Genomic DNA, 16,112 nt, shown 5'->3' with positions numbered 1-16,112 from the left:
TCACAAAAGAAGGAAATGAAAAAGATAAGTTATTATATTTTGCTACTTCTAATCACGTTATCTCAAATATCGTGTGAAGATTATCTGACTGTGTTACCGGAAAATAACCAGAGTAGCTTTGAATATTGGGAAACCAAAGAAGAAGTGGAAGCGGTTCTTGCTTCTGGGTATATTAATTTGAGAAGCTCGGTAGAAACCTTCCTGCTTTGGGGAGAAGGTAGGGGGAATGGGCTCTCTTTTTGGTCTACTTCTGGTTCAGATTTACAGAAAGCAGCGGTGAAGTTGCGTGCTTTCGATATTTTGCCTACAAATGGATTGGCTGATTGGAGTAAACCTTATGCAGCCATTGCTATGGCTAATGCAGTTATTAAATACGCACCGGATGTAGTTGATAAAGATCCGTCTTTCGATATGAATATGTGCCGTTCGTTTATGGCAGAGGCTTTCTTTCAGCGGACGCTTGCTTACTTTTACATCGTTCGTACATTTAAAGATGCCCCTTTTGTTACGGAGCCGTATGTAGATGATAGTGCTCCTTATATTATGCCAAAGGAGGATGGTATTACTATTTTAAAATCATGTATAGCTGATTTGGAAGAATATTTACCTAATGCAAAGGAGTTTTTTCCTGAAGTAGATAATGATAATCCTATCAATACGAAAGGACGTGCCACACGCTGGGGGATTCATGCTCTGCTTGCTGATATGTATCTTTGGTTAGGTGACTATGAAAATAGTATAAAGCATTGTAACTCAGTAATTAATTCCGGACGTGTAGGACTGATTGGTAATGGATTTTTGAATTATTATCCGGGAAATAGTAATGAGGGAATTTTTGAAATACAATATAGCAATCCGAAGAGTCAAACGAATAGTTTCCTGACTTGGTTTAAAGCAGGTACTGACGGATATTACAAAGCTTCCGATTATATGACTAATCTTTTTGAACAAAACGAGAGTGAATCTCGTGGATTGAATTATTCATATAATGAGGCTGGTTATATTTGGAAGTATCTTGGGGTAGATAATGCTACGGCACGTGTTGCCTCAGAAAATGATCAGAATTATTTGATTTATCGTTTAGCTGATGTCTATTTAATGAAAGCAGAAGCACTGATCATGCAAGATAATTATGAAATGGCGGGCGAGCTTATAGATAAAACTCGTCAACGTGCAGGCTTGGAAAAGATGACACTAAGTGAAGACAGATTAATCATGTTGGAATATTTATTGGTGGAGCGGCAGAAAGAGTTCTTTGCTGAAGGTAAAAACTGGTTTGATATGTTACGTATCGGTTTAAGAAGCCAACAGTTATCAGATGTACGGTATAAAAACTTATTCATAGAACAAGCTCTGAAAGCTGTGGCTGCCACGTCGCAATCATTGGGACGAGCTACGTTGTCCAACGAAGGGTCATGGTATATGCCGTTCTCAGAGTCTGAGTTACAGAAAAACCCATTGTTAGTACAAAGTGAATATTATGAAAGTATCAGTAATTAAAAAAAAGAAGGACAATATGAAACGCGTAGTAATTCTATTAGCGGCGGCATTTACTCTTATGTGGGGGGCTTGTTCCGACCCGTATGCCGATCAGGTGTTCAAAGATACAGATAAAATGCCCGCTGCCAGTTTTATGGAAGCTAATGAGGATGTATATTCCTTATGGGTGGATTTATTGAAGTATACCGGACTGTTTAATACAGTGAATCTGAATATGGATTATACTTGCTTTGTACCTGATAATGAAGCGATGCACAAATATCTTCAGGCAAAAGGAAAAAGTTCAGTACGGGAGTTGGATATGGAGGAAGCTTCTAACCTGGTTCGTTATCATACGATAGCTTCTAAACAATACACAACTTCGGATTTTCCTGATGGTATGTTTCCGGATTCTACAGCAAGTGGAGATTATTTAAGTCTGGAAATGCGTGAAGGTGGGTTTCAGGCATTCTATATTAATGATGAAGCACGTATTAAGGAGTTGAATATTACAGCTACCAATGCAGTGATTCATCTTTTGGAAAGTGTTTTAACGCCTGTGACAGGTACTATTGTTGATAATCTGGATGAGAATTATACTTTAATGCTTGATTTACTTAATAAAACAGGTTATGAGAAGCTATTGAGTAGTATTTATATGAATGGTGTAAAATACCGTTACACTCTTTTTGCTGTACCGGATGATGTGTTTGCCGAAGCCGGTATAAATAGTGTAGCATCGTTGGCTGCTTATTTGGGTGAAACAAATACTAATTATACTGACCCAGCCAATAAGGTAAATCGATATGTAGGTTATCATATTGCAAATTCTGCTTATTCATTTGCCGATATGAATACTGATATAGATAATAATACATCGAAAAATGTTTCTATGATGGCATCTAATACCCTTATCAGTATGAGATTGGTAAATGAGATGTTTTTTCTGAACTATAATGAAGAAACAAAGAAGGGTATCAGTATCACTCGAAAAAATCTGAATTGTAAGAATGGAGTCATTCATGTGGTAGATGGGATGATGGAAATAACAGAACCGAAAGCAACTAAAGTCACTTGGGATTTGACCGATTATCCGGAGTTGGCAGGTGTATGTGAGAAGTATCAGTTAGAAAATCAGTCTAAAACATACACTCGTAGTCTGGCATATGATATATTGAACTGTTATAAACTTTCTGGTGGATATGGTAGTGACTACACTTATCATTTGGCTAATAAGAATGAGGTGATGTATAAAGCTTCGAATCACGATTGTATGTTTCTGAATCTCGGAAAATATGGGTGGATACAGATGGAAAGTCCGATGATCATTGCCGGTAAATATAAAATGTCTTTAGTACATTACAATCAGGCTCTCAAGACTAAGGAGGGGCGGTGGTCAGTAATTGTTGACGGTGAATATGTGGGAGTACAGGTTACTACCTGGGGAAATAGTACTTCCAAAAGTGAGATGATTACCACAACCATAGGAGAGGTGGAGTTCACAGAATCGATTCCTCATACAGTACGTTTTATGGCGGGTGATGATTATTACTCTTATTTGGATTGCTTGATATTTGAACCAATTAATTAAAAGGAGGAATTATGAATAAGTATATCTTATCTATATGTGCATTGCTAACCCTGATTTTTATTTCTTGTTCGGATAAATGGGATGAATATTATCATGGGAGTAATAAATTATCAGAAGAAATTTTGGATGAGACTTTGAGGGAGTTTTTTGACGGAAATCCTGAATATAGTGAATTTTACAATCAACTTAAAGCATGTGGTCTTGATAAAGAGCTAACTAAGGAGCAACAACAACTTACTTTTTGGGTAGTAGATAATGCTGCAATGATTGCTTCGGGAATTGACTCTAAGGACACTCTAAGAATGGAGTATCATATTAATTATTTGCCTTTTCTGCAGAGTGATTTGAAAAATGGTTTGCGTATTCCTACACTGAATGGGGTGTATCTTCAAATAACCAAACAGGGGGAAGATACCTACGTTAATAAGTCTAAAGTACAACGCTCCTATCGTTTGAAGAACGGGGTTGTTCACGTGATTGACGAATTAATGAAATCAAAAATTAATATGTTCGATTACATAAAGAATCTTCCGGATGAGTATTCTATATTTCGTGATTCTGTTATGAAGAATAATGAAATGCGTTTCGATAAAGTAAATTCTATTCCTACTGGGGTAGATATAACTGGTAATACAGTGTATGATTCTGTTTTCTATGTGTATAATCCGTTGTTTGAGAAAGCGGAGTTCAATTCGGAATTTAAACAGTTTACTCTTTTCTTACCGGATAACAATGTGATGAAGAGCTGCTTCGATAAATTGGAGGTACAATATAAGGCCATGGGAAAAACATTGACAGCGTTGGATTCGGCTACAGCTATGACGTGGATTAAAGAAGCTGCATTTTATAGCGGAGAATTGAAAGATTTTAGTACCGTAGATATAAAATCTTCTTTTAATAGAATTTGGCGTACTACGGTTCAAAAAATAGATGAAAGCAGTCAGGAAGAGTTGAGTAATGGTATTATGTATAAAATGACGGATGTGAAGATACCAACTAACTATATTCTGACACGCATTAAGTCGTTAGTGCATTATTATGAATATCTTACGGAAGAAGAACAGAAATCGTATTATAGCTTTATGAATACGACCAAGATTGCTATTTTTAAAGATTCTGCTACTCCCAAACCAGAAATTCTGTCAAACTATTATATTTTGGATTTAAATGGCGATGAAGACGCTTCTCCTTTTTGGGTTGAGTTTCCTCCATTGGAACGGTATAGAGAAAAAGAAAATGATCCTTATAAAGCGAGGGTGATGCAGGTTCCTTGTGGTGAATATGATCTATACATGGGATTTCATAGTAGTGGACACCCGTATGTCAATGTCTATTTTGATGGTAATACCGATGGGAAAAGTCCTTCATTGGATGCTAATATGAAATTGATAGGTTCTAATCTCTCTGTCGTTTCATCTAATCCGTGGAATTTTGATCGTGTAAATGAGACAACTGCTGATTTGTATGGAGATAAAGTGGTGAAATGGGATGGACTTGGTGGTCCGGTTGGCACTGTAAAAATAGAAGGTGAAGGTATGAGTTCCTTCCGTATCCGTGTGGAATTTTACAAAGGAGACAGTAAGAAATTGCGCATTTACCATTGGGCTTTGAAGCCTTCGGCAAACAATTATTAATCCTATAGCATTAGAATAATGAATAAATATAAAATAATATTGATAATATTTCTTTCTACCTTTTGCTTTATGAGTTTGAAAGCACAAAAAGGTGGAGTGAAAATCTCGGGTACAGTGGTCAGTTCCTATGATAATCAGCCTTTATCCGATGCGGTGATTACATTATCGGGTATGGATGAGACGGTTACTTGTGATAGTATCGGGCGATTTGTAGTTAATAATGTGTCTGATAAAGCTACTATATCCGTATGGTGTCCGGGGTTTTATACGAAAGAAGAGCCTGTAGCAGGACGTACGGAACTACATATTGTGTTGATACCGGACGATATGAAAGGGTACACCGATAAAGTTACGTTACCCTCTGTGGGCTTGGTGAGACAAGATGTGAAACAAACCAATCTTACGTCGGTTAGTAAAAATGAACTTAATTTAGCTCTAACAGATGTAGAACAAGGATTTCGTAACATCCCCGGAATAGAACTCATTTCAAAAGGGGGACAGAATAGTGAAGGAAACTATTTCAAGTTACGGGGGGCTAATACGATGATAGCCAACTCTTCTCCATTGATTGTAATAAATGGTATACCTTATATGCCCGATATGAACGAATCTGGGGTTATTGGCGGATACTCTAAGAATATTTTCAGTGTAGTGAACGTACAGGATATTGAGAATATTACAGTTTTGAAAGGGGCAGATGCAGCTTTATATGGCTCGTTGGGATCAAATGGGGTTATTATGATCGAAACAGATAAAGCTGCGGATCTTGATACAAAAGTCGAATTTATAGGGCAATACGGGCTTTCATGGAACAGTGCTACACTACCGGTTTTAGGAGTAAACGATTACAAGAGTCTGATGGGGAATATAGCTTTGACAAAATATGAAGATATGTCTGATGCATTGGCGGCTTTTCCTTTTTTAAAAGAAGATCCGGATTATTATTACAATTATCTCTACAATAATAATACTGATTGGCAAGATTTGATTTATCGGAATGCTTTTGTCACTGATAATGTGTTAAAAATCAAAGGTGGTGATGCGATCGCTAAATATGATTTCTCTATTGGTGTGAAGAATAAGCAAGGAGTGGTTGAGGAGACAAACTCGACCAAATATTATGCCCGTATGAATGCCGATGTGAATCTTAGTAAAAACGTGAAATTATTTTCGACGATTTCATTCGGTTATACAAACAGCCGTGTGGCAGAACAGGGAATGATATCAGAAACGAATCCGATATTGACTGCTTTGCGTAAGGGGCCTTTGTTCTCTCCTTATAATAAAGACAGTAAGAATAATCTGTTACCGGATTTTGCCTCCATTCGTGATGCTGATGGCAACCTGATAGAGAATAATAGTGTAAGCAATCCGCTTTCTGTAGTCAATGATGTAGAAATGAAACAGCACGCTTATGATGTCTTGATGAATGCTGGTTTATTATATACCATAAATGATAATTGGAACTTTAAAGCCGATTTTGGTTTAAATTATAATTTGACACAAGAAGATGCTTTTGTTCCGGGGGTAAGTATTACTACTATTATGCCGTTAGAAAATCGGTTGGCAGAGAATACGATACGTTCAGCGGAAGGAACGACTTTAAATACTTATTATGCTCTTGAGCTGGGCTATCAGAAAGTACTTGCAAGTATACATACAGTTTCTGCAACGGCAGGTGCTCAAATTGCAATGAATAGTATTGATTATAATGCCGGTTCGGGATGGAATACAGCAAATGACTATTATAAAACATTGAATAATGTGCAGACCATCGGACGTTCATATTATGGTTATATAAATAAATGGAACTGGATGAATTATCATGTTTCTGCTAAGTATAATTATAATCATCAGTTGTTTGCAGGTATTAATCTCTCAGCTGACGGTTCGTCATCTGTAGGTACCGAAGCTTCTCGTATACAGATTTATCCGGCTGTAAATGTAGCATGGAGTGTGAGTAATTCATTATTAAAAAATATGCCACAACTGGATAATCTGAATGTACGTGCTGAATATGTCATGACCGGAAATAGCCGTTTTGCTTCTACTATCGGAGAATACTACTATCTGAACCGTGTGTTCAAGGGATTGTCAGGGTTGGTACGTGCGGGAGTCCCCAATACGAAAATCACTCCGGAGTTAACCAATACATTCAATGTCGGTTTGGATCTTGCCATGTTCAATAATCGCGTGATGTTGACTGTAGACTACTTCAATAGTAAAAGTTCGGATTTGATTATGCCGGTAGAGATTTCGTCTGTATATGGTTCGAATTATATGTATCGTAATATGGGAAAAGTTGTGAATCAAGGTTTTGAAATTGGGGCACAAATAGGATTAATACAGAATCGTGATTTTAAATGGTATATAGGCGGAACACTTTCTACTTGCAAAAATGAAGTGAAATCATTGGGAGGGGAAAGTGAGATTGTTCTTTCTATGAGTGACGGTTCGGCTGTGATTTCCAAGGTTGGCCAACCTTTGTATTCTTTTTATGGGTATCAGACAGCTGGTGTATTTGCTACTGATGCTGCGGCAGAAACAGCAGGAAAGGACGGAAAGGCATTGACTAATGCGATTGGTGTACCTTTCGCTGCGGGCGATATGCACTTTGTAGATCAGAATAATGATGGAAAAATAGATAAGGATGATCGTGTTAATTTAGGAAGTCCACTTCCCGATTTTTATGGTAGTTTCTTTACTTCTGTGGAATATAAGGGAATACAACTGTCACTCACATTCGGCTATAGTAAGGGTAATAAAATGTACAATGCTGTAAGGCGTTCTATGGAGTCTATGTCCGATTTTTCTAATCAGTTGACTTCCGTTAACCGTCGTTGGATGGCCGAAGGTCAGATCACCGATATGCCTCGTGCTGTTTATGATGATCCTATGGAAAATAGTCGTTTCTCTGATCGCTGGATTGAAGATGCTTCTTATTTAAAATTAAAAGAACTGATGGTAAGCTATAAATTTAAATTGTTTGGTGGTACTACCGTGTTTGCTGCTGCTGAAAACCTGTTTACAGCTACCGACTATCTCGGATTAGATCCCGAAACAATGTATTCTTATGATAGCTCGATACGTGGTTTTGATTATGGAAAGGTAGCCAATCCGCGTACAGTAAAATTAGGTTTTAAGGTTCAATTCTAAATTATATAAAGGTAAGTTATGAAAAAAAGAATATATTTTTTGGCATTATTGTTTCCTTTGTTGACGGGTTGTGATGATTTTTTTACGCCGAACACTGATGATATATTGCTGGAAAAAGACTATATAGGAACTTCTTATGAGCTATATACAGGTTACATGGGATTGGCTGCTTGTGTACAAGATGTAGTGGACCAAGCCATATTTTTGGAAGGATTGAGAGGGGACTTGTTGGAACCTACTACCAATGCTTCAATAGATATGTGGGATGTTTATAATTACAAAGATTTGCAAACTCCGTTTACTGATAATGAATTGGCAGATCCCAAAGGATTTTACGCTCTTATCATGAATAGTAATGATTATTTGAAGCATGTGTTTGAATACAGAGAGCTGTATCCGACAGTATTGTCCGATAGTGATTATAAAGGTATTATTGGTGGTGCATTACGATATAAAGCATGGGCTTATCTGATGCTTGCCAAGATATATGGTGAAGCCGTTTATCTGGACGATCCTTTGGCTACTTATCAGGACTTGTCACAATATCCCGTACTAAAATTCGATCAGTTGATAGATAAGTGTATCAGTTTGGTTGAAAATGGGATGAATGGTATTAATGGTAAGGGAGACATACGTTGGTCTACTGTGTTGTACCCGGGGCAGGGTGACTCCCCTGAATCTTTAGAGTGGAATCGTATTTGCCCTACTCCCGAATGTTTGTTAGCTGAGCTTTATTTGTATAAAACAAAGAAGGAAAACTCTGCAGACGAAAATGCCGTTTATTATCAGAAAGTATGGGACAACTGTGTTAGTATTATTCGTACCGGTGGAGAGCAAGAAGCAAGTTTTACACTTAACAAATCGAAGTACGAGGGTTCCTGGAGCCAATTGTTCTCAACAACAACTTATAATCGGCAGGATCATATTTCTGTAGCTTTCTATGATTATAGTAAAAAACAAACGAATCGGGTAATTGAGTACTTCTCTAATACTTATCCAAATAAATATTATTTGCGTCCGGCTGCGACATCTGTAACCCGGTGGGAAATAAGTGGTGCCAATGATCAGAAAAATAGAGGAATTAATAAATCCTATAAAGAAAGTACGGAAGGACTGATCTTTTATAAATTCCTGGGAGCTCATACTACCAGTGATTATATTTATCGTAATGATGTGCCTTTATGTTATTACAAAGCTGCTGATATTCATTTGTGGCTGGCAGAGGCCTGTGCCGGATTGGGACGCTATCGTGAAGCATTACAGTTCCTTAATGGTCAGTCTTCTGCCCGACAGAATTTCGGTTCGCTCTATAATAAAGCTACTAATACATTTTCACCCCCGTTCTCTGACTATCCTGTTTGCCTGTATCAATGTGTAGGCAAAGAGAGCCAGTTGAACTGTCAGGGAGTTCGTGGACGTATTGCGGCTCCGGCTTTGGGTGAATGGATTTTAGGTGAAGACGAAGAAACCAACGAGGTGATCGTTGAACCGGAGTATGCCCATTGGATGGTAGATTCATTACTGGTTGAAGAGTCAAGGTTAGAGTCTGCCGGTGAAGCACGTACTTACTATACGATGTTGCGTTCGGCAAGGCGCTGGGGGGATAAGGCGCGTAAGATATGGGCAGATAAAATCGCTGAAAAGTATGTCACTGCTACTTCTGTGGGTAGTAATTTAGAGACTTCTGATGAGAACTGGTTTATTAAATATGATTTGAAGCTGAATAAGTAATCAAATGAAAAAAATAAGTATAGCATTATGTTTTTTGCTTCTTAGAGGTATCATGATACCTCTGTGGGGGCAGGAAAAATTGGATAGAGGAGTAGTTGCCGTAAAATCTTCCGACGGAGTGTTTCTGTCCTGGCGTAGTTTAGTTACTGATGCCAGAAAATTAGGCTTTGACATCTATCGGGATGGAGTCAAAATCACGACTACTCCTGTGGTAACTACAACCAATTATGTAGATAAAGACGGTACTATAGCTTCTCGCTATATGCTTAAAGGGATACTGGATGGTACAGAGACTGAAACTACAAAAGAAGTGTCCGTCTGGGCGGAACAATATAAAAGAATTCCTCTAAAGCGTCCGGGAGGTGGAGTGACTTTACCTTACGATGTTGTTCAAACGGATAAAGATAAAACGCGTGAAATTTATCCGGATGGGCAGGAATATACTTACACTCCGAATGATTGCAGCGTGGGGGATGTTGACGGAGACGGGGAATATGAGATTATAGTGAAATGGGATCCGACCAACTCACGCGATAATTCTTTCTATGGATACACAGGCAATGTTTATCTGGATTGTTATAAGTTGGACGGAACTTTCATGTGGAGGATTGATCTTGGTAAGAATATACGTGCCGGAGCCCATTACACTCAATTCATGGTGTATGACTTTGATGGTGACGGTAAAGCCGAAGTAGCCTGTAAAACGGCGCCGGGAACTATTGATGGGCAGGGAAAATCTGTAATTATGGGGAGTGATGATCCCAATGCCGACTACCGCTCTTCCGGTAGTAAAGCGGGAATTGTGGTGAATGGCCCTGAGTATCTGACTGTTTTTAGCGGACAGACAGGAGCGGAGATTTCGACCATTGCTTACAGTCCTCTTCGTGGAAACATTAATGATTGGGGAGATGGGTACGGCAACCGCTCGGAACGTTATCTGGCATGTGTGGCATACCTTGACGGAGTAAAACCAAGTTTAGTGATGTGCCGTGGATATTATGCACGTACAGCACTGGCCGCTTATGATTTTGACGGAACAAAACTGACAATGAGATGGGCTCATGATTCTAAAGTATCCGGTTCGGGAGCTTATGGACAGGGAAACCACAACTTGTCGGTAGCAGATGTAGATGGCGACGGATGTGACGAGATCGTTTACGGAGCGTGTGTCATCGATCAGGATGGGAAAACACTGTATCGTACCGGTTTAGGACACGGAGATGCTATTCACTTGTCCGATTTGGATCCCGATTTAGATGGTTTGGAAGTGTTTTCTCCTCATGAAGAAAAAACGGCAGCTTATGGGTATGAGATGCACTCTGCCGCAACAGGCGAGATTATATTTGGTGAGAAAACCGGAACGGACGTCGGACGTGGGATTGCTGCGGATATAGATCCTGCCCACCGTGGGTTTGAAATGTGGTCGACTGCCAATGGTAATGTATACGATTGCAAAGGGAATATCATAGCCAGTAAGAATCGCCCTTCAGTTAACTTCAGGGTGTATTGGGACGGTGATTTGCAGGACGAACTGTTGGATGGAGTTAAGATTGATAAATGGAACGGCACGAAAGCGAACCGTATGATTACTCTGTCCGATTACAGCAATGCCGCTTCCTGTAACTCTACCAAAGCCACTCCCAATTTGAGTGCTGACATATTGGGGGATTGGCGTGAAGAAATTATCTTATGGGATTCAAAGACTTGTTCCGATCTGTTGGTCTTTACCACTATTATTCCTACTGAATATAAGATAACCACTTTGATGCACGACCCTGTTTATCGCATGGGAATAGCCTGGCAAAATGTGGCTTATAACCAACCTCCTCATTTGGGTTACTATCTGGGAGATCAGGATACGGAAAATGCTTCATTCGCAAAGAAGGGTATTGGTTATCTGAGCCAGTCGATAGACCTGGGTGAAGCGATTTCACCGATTTCATATTCATGGAAGAATGCGGAAGATGTAAAAATAGCAGGACTGCCGGAAGGGCTTAACGTTGTCGTAGATAAGAAGGAATGTTTCTTCACGATTGAGGGAACTCCTCAGGCAACAGGTACGTATGCGTATACCATAGAGAGTGTTGGTGGACTTACCGTAGCTACTCTCTCCGGATCGATTAAAGTGAAAGCTCCGGTGGTATTGAATGAGTTAGCTTATTTCTCATTTGATGAAACAACCGGTACATCCGCTGTCAATTCGGTATATGGAAAGGCTGAGGCTGTAGGTTTCGTTCCCACATGGATAAACGGGATTCGCCAACAGGCATTGGAACTGCCTGCAACTCCTGCAACCCGTAGAATGGAACAGCCCTCTTACGATCAATTACGACTGGGCACCGGGGATTTTAGTGTTGAACTGTGGTTTCGTTCCAACGGAGGCGATGGGGTAGACTGGTATCTGTTCCACAAAGGTAGCCATGCGAAGAATGCTTCGACCGGTGCTACCGGGAAATGGGTAGGATTACAGTACAAGAATGGAAATCTTACCTTTGGTATTGACGATGATGTTACGAAATCCAATCTCGATATTCCTGCTACTCAATATTTCAATGGTGAGTGGAATCATGTAGTCTGTGTTCGTGATGGTGAAACCAAAACGTTGAAAATGTATATTAATGGAGTTTTCCAAGGTGAGGTGACTGACAAAACCGGTGATATTTCAGAGTCGGAATTATTTGTTATTGGTAACTGTAATGTGAACTTCAATACTCCCTTTACCGGGGCAATTGATGAGCTTCACGTCTATGGAGGAGCCATGAGTGCCGCCAAAGCAAAGGAACGTTATGAGCTTAATAAACCAACCGGCATCTCGGAAGAAACGGCATTCCACTCTGATCTGAACATTTATCCGCTTTATTTCAAGGATGAAATAACGGTTGAGTTCCCGGCAGAGATATCCGGATGTACTACAGTTTCGATGTACTCTTCTACGGGTACACTTGTTCACCGCACTGCCTATGTGGTAGACGGAGGAGCAGTACTGTACATCAGCGGATTGGACAGTTTGCCGAAAGGTACTTATCTTATTGTAGTGGAAGCAGGAACAACGAAGTTTGTGAAGAAACTATTAAAGTAATAACATTTGATTTGTTTCTATGGTACACGGATAAGGCAGATAGAGGACGGATGACGACGGATAAGATTCTCTACTTTTGATTAATAAATAAATAAAATCCCCGTTGTTTCTGCCTTTTCTGTCTTATCTTTGTGCTATATAAAAACACAGAATTTTAATTGTTCTATACAGAGTTTAAAACAATTGAAATTCTGTGCTTTCTGTAGTAAACTGATTTACACTGTTAATTTTCCTATTTGAGATGAAGTATATATTAGCTTTCTGGTTTATTTTTCTCTTTCAGGCGGTCTTTGCCCAGTCTACACATCGCCGCTATCTTTCCGGTACGGGATTGAATCACACCGTGATGTGGGATTTCTATTGTTCCGATGGGAATAATAGCCGTCGGTGGAGTAAAATCGAAGTACCCTCACAATGGGAATTACAAGGCTTTGGTACTTATACCTACGGACGGTGGTACAAAGAAAAAGGGGTGAAGAATCCGAGTATGGAAACTGGAATTTACCGACACTCTTTTAAGGTACCGAAGGAATATACCGGACAGACAGTGCAAATCGTTTTTGATGGGGTAATGACTGATACTGAAGTTCTGGTGAACGATTGTGTAGCAGGACCGATTCATCAAGGAGGTTTTTATCGTTTCTCCTATGATATAACCAGGCTCCTGAATTTTGGGGGCAAGAACCGGTTGGAAGTACGCGTCAGTAAGCATTCTGCCAATAAATCGGTAAATGCTGCCGAGCGTAAAGCTGACTGGTGGCTGTTTGGCGGTATCTATCGTCCGGTATGGCTTGAAATAAAACCAAAAGAACATATCGATCGGGTTGCAGTGAATGCTTTGTGTGATGGACATTTGTTGGCGGATGTCTATTTGTCAGGAGCAAAATCCGGTTATTGTTTATTGGCAACTGTTGAGAATCTAAAGAGTGGCGAATTACTCAAAGAACATTCTTTCCAACTGACAGATAGTGCTACTTTTTACCGGTTGGATACTCAATGGGAGGATATTCTTCCCTGGACCCCTGAGTCTCCGAATCTTTATCTTCTTAAATTAAAACTGCTCAATCGGAGCGGGCAACTATTACATCAACACCAGGAACGCATCGGGTTTCGTACGGTAGAGTTTCGTCCTCGGGACGGAATTTATGTCAATGGTGTGAAGATTGTAATGAAAGGTATCAACCGTCACTCTTTCCACCCGGATGGTGGACGCACTACGAATAAAGAGATTAGCGTGCGGGATGCTTTGTTGTTGAAAGAGATGAATATGAATGCTGTCCGTTCTCACTATCCGCCTGATACACATTTCCTGGATGCTTGTGATTCGTTGGGGCTTTTTGTTATTGATGAATTGGCTGGCTGGCAAAATGCTTATGATGAAAATGTAGGCAAACGTTTACAACGGGAGATGATTGTCCGTGACGTAAATCATCCTTCTATTGTACTTTGGAGTAATGGGAACGAAGGAGGCTGGAATTCTACTCTTGATAAGCATTTCTCGGATTATGATCCTCAGCAACGGCATGTAATTCATCCCTGGGCCGATTTTAACGGGCTGGATACACATCACTATCCGGCGTATCTCACCGGCGTAGCCCGTTTTACTAATGGCTATAATGTCTTTATGCCTACCGAATTTATGCATGGTCAGTACGATCAGGGACATGGAGCCGGACTGGAAGATTTTTGGGTAAACTACACTTCTCATCCTCTTTTCGCCGGTGGCTTTATGTGGGCATTTTCCGATGAAGCTGTCCGCCGGACAGATCAGGGCGGACGATTGGATTCTGATCGGTTCAATGCCCCCGATGGGATTGTTGGACCTTATCGTGAGCGGGAAGGAAGTGTATATACAGTACGCGAAGTCTGGGCTCCCATTCAGTTCCGGCAATTGTATATCACTCCTTCTTTTCGCGGAGAATTTGCTATCACCAATACCTATTTATATACTAATCTCCGTGATTGCCGGATGAATTACCGTCTTCATCGTTACCCTTCACCTTTGCAAAAGGAGGTTGATGGCTGTTGCATTGATAGCGGAGAAGTTCGTTTACCGTCTCTCGCCCCCGGTGAAACCGGATATGCACACATGCAGTTGCCTTCCTGCTTTTGGGAGGCAGATGTGTTGGAATTGGAAGCTTTCGGACCGGATGGTAAGAGCCTTTGTAACTGGACATGGCCTGTGCGTTATGCTGATGAGTATTTGAAGCGTGAAATGTCTTCCTTTCTAACTGCTAATAAGAATATGGCTTCTTTAAGTCAGTGTGATTCGCTGGTGACATTAAGTAATAATGGGATTGCTGTTTCTTTTCGGAAGAGTAATGCCACTATTGCTAAGGTAGTAAAAGAGGAAACACATGTCGACGTTCCATTCACTAATGGCCCCCTTCCGGTAGGTATGAAAATGGAATTGGTCCGTTATTCCACTCGTTTGGAGGGAAACGATGCGGTGTTCTGTGCTTATTACCGGGGTGGAGTTGACTCTATACAGTGGCGCCTCTCGGCTTCCGGTCTGTTATCTATGGATGCTGTATTGCTCAATCGTGCTTCAGGCGGGGGTGGATTTGATGATGCTTTTATGGATGAGGCTGTATTGAATCTTGGTCTGACCTTTTCTTATCCTGAGACAGCTTGTGCCGGGATGCGCTGGTTTGGACGTGGTCCCTATCGCGTATGGAAGAACCGGGTGAAAGGAACCAATTATGCTGTTTGGCAAAAAGAGTATAACAATACGATAACCGGAGAGAGTTTTGAGAATCTGGTTTATCCAGAGTTTAAAGGATATCACGCTAATTTTTATTGGGCTACAGTGCAGAGTCGCATTGCTCCTTTTACTGTTTATTCTTCTACCGATGGACTATTTCTCCGTATGTTTACTCCACAAGAGCCTTTCGGTAGGCAGGATGGGATTAATACGATGCCCGATTTTCCTTCCGGAGACATCTCTTTCTTATTAGATATTCCCGCTATCCGTTCATTTAAACCGATATCACAACATGGACCACACAGCCAGCCGGGAATTGTGCGTATTAAAAAAGGGGATGAAGGACTAAGCATCAGATTGGTTTTTGACTTTATGTAGTATTGAAAGTTGTGCCCATTGGTACCTTATACCAATGGGTATAATATTTTGAGAATCGTTTAGGATGTACTAATTGCAATGAAAATCAGATCCAATACTTCAGATTTATATTAGTTATCGAAATAAACATTATCTCTCATTCATTGTATATGCTCACCACGTCTTTTCTTCTTTTAAAATTAGATTTATCTCTGTCTATATTATTGAAAGACAGTTGATTAATAAAGTGCATTCTTTATGCTATAAAAGTACGTACTTAAGTATGTGTTAAATGTACACTTTTGTGGTTCTTCTTCAATTTAGTTGAACCGTGTTTGATAAGTCACTTTTGCAAAGTAGGCTCTATGGGATTCAAAATCA

The 16,112-nt window shown here is 40.0% G+C and carries 7 protein-coding genes; all 7 read left to right on the top strand.

The annotated features are described in order from the left end of the window. The first annotated feature begins 15 nt into the window (after nucleotides 1-15). A complete protein-coding gene (locus tag ACESQI_RS20105) occupies nucleotides 16-1,500 on the top strand; it encodes a RagB/SusD family nutrient uptake outer membrane protein (protein ID WP_007483744.1) in 1,485 nt (494 codons plus the stop codon). Between the two features lie 16 nt (nucleotides 1,501-1,516). After that, a complete protein-coding gene (locus ACESQI_RS20100; protein ID WP_373126924.1) occupies nucleotides 1,517-3,070 on the top strand; it encodes a fasciclin domain-containing protein in 1,554 nt (517 codons plus the stop codon). An 11-nt stretch (nucleotides 3,071-3,081) separates the two neighbouring features. Beyond that, on the top strand, nucleotides 3,082-4,704 hold the full coding sequence (locus tag ACESQI_RS20095; RefSeq protein WP_373126922.1) for a fasciclin domain-containing protein: 1,623 nt from the start codon (nucleotides 3,082-3,084) through the stop codon (nucleotides 4,702-4,704). A gap of 69 nt (nucleotides 4,705-4,773) precedes the next feature. After that, a complete protein-coding gene (locus tag ACESQI_RS20090) occupies nucleotides 4,774-7,860 on the top strand; it encodes a SusC/RagA family TonB-linked outer membrane protein (RefSeq protein ID WP_373126920.1) in 3,087 nt (1,028 codons plus the stop codon). An 18-nt stretch (nucleotides 7,861-7,878) separates the two neighbouring features. Then, nucleotides 7,879-9,591 carry a RagB/SusD family nutrient uptake outer membrane protein gene (locus tag ACESQI_RS20085; protein ID WP_002559069.1) on the top strand — a complete coding sequence of 571 codons (1,713 nt, stop codon included), beginning with the start codon at nucleotides 7,879-7,881 and terminating at the stop codon, nucleotides 9,589-9,591. A 4-nt stretch (nucleotides 9,592-9,595) separates the two neighbouring features. After that, nucleotides 9,596-12,670, top strand: a complete 3,075-nt coding sequence (locus tag ACESQI_RS20080; RefSeq protein ID WP_373126918.1) for a LamG-like jellyroll fold domain-containing protein — start codon at nucleotides 9,596-9,598, stop codon at nucleotides 12,668-12,670. Between the two features lie 241 nt (nucleotides 12,671-12,911). Beyond that, a complete protein-coding gene (locus tag ACESQI_RS20075) occupies nucleotides 12,912-15,752 on the top strand; it encodes a glycoside hydrolase family 2 TIM barrel-domain containing protein (protein WP_195660504.1) in 2,841 nt (946 codons plus the stop codon). Nucleotides 15,753-16,112: the final 360 nt, after the last annotated feature.

Origin of the sequence: Bacteroides sp. HPS0048 (assembly GCF_964240755.1) — a bacterium.
Taxonomy (GTDB): Bacteria; Bacteroidota; Bacteroidia; order Bacteroidales; family Bacteroidaceae; genus Bacteroides; species Bacteroides nordii.
This window is presented reverse-complemented; position numbering and strand designations above follow the sequence as displayed.